This window comes from Oleiphilus sp. HI0067 (assembly GCF_001635735.1).
In genome coordinates, this window is record NZ_LWFI01000230.1 from 1 (window position 1) to 878 (window position 878).

Here is an 878-nt window from a genome sequence, read left to right on the forward strand (position 1 = left end):
ATGATCAACAACAAGTAATAAGATCGAAAAGCCCTGCAGTAGCGGGGCTTTTGCGTTAATCAGTATGACAAAACGCTCATGCATGATCCGTTTACAAGCACTTACATACTCTTTATTCTGCTGTTCAAATAATAACTACTGTTAGGCATTTTTTGGTGCGTTCTTTAATCCTTTCTCGAACTGCTCATACCCGAGTTGGCCTTGAGTTTCGTACAGATGGTTTAGCAATCGCTCTAACGCGCTCCGCACGTTATCCATCCTTAAAATTGATGGAATCATACTGGTTACCCTCTGCGCCTAATAAACGCCTACAAAACCTTCGAAATTTTGTTAGAGAACAAGGTTTGAAAGGTGTCTCTTGCGATATCGTGCTTCCTCGAAATGATTACCAACGCATTGAACTCGATGCTCCTAATGTGCCTGAGACCGAATTAGAGTCAGCTGTTCATTGGGCTGTGCAAGCGCTAATGGATGACGCTGCGATGGACGCGCAAGTTGAGTATTTTGATTATCCCAAAGAAGCCTTAAGAAACCGCCCTCCGAGGTTGCATGCTCGTGTCGCACGACAAGCTTTGATCGATACATTAACGCAGTCTGCAATAGCGGTTGGTCTAAAGCCAAAGCGAATTACAGTAAGTGATTTAGCCTTAAAGAATCTATCCGAAACGATTGAACCAAGTAATGAGCTTCAATTGACGCTTAAGTGCGAAAATGATTTCGGATTGATTACTATCCACAAATCGTCGCAGCTGTATTTCTCGCGTGACTTTGCTATTTCTCGGCGTGCCACTTTGTCTGCCGATGAAGAGATGGCGCAAGTTGCCATTGAAGTTCAGCGCAGTATCGACTTCTTTGAAGGCCAAACTGGTTTAGCGTTG

At 43.8% G+C, this 878-nt stretch carries 1 protein-coding gene; it reads left to right on the forward strand.

All coding sequences use genetic code 11. The annotated features are described in order from the left end of the window. Nucleotides 1–155: 155 nt before the first annotated feature. Nucleotides 156–878: hypothetical protein (locus A3739_RS03045; protein ID WP_068500259.1), on the forward strand; the 723-nt coding region annotated here is incomplete at its 3' end.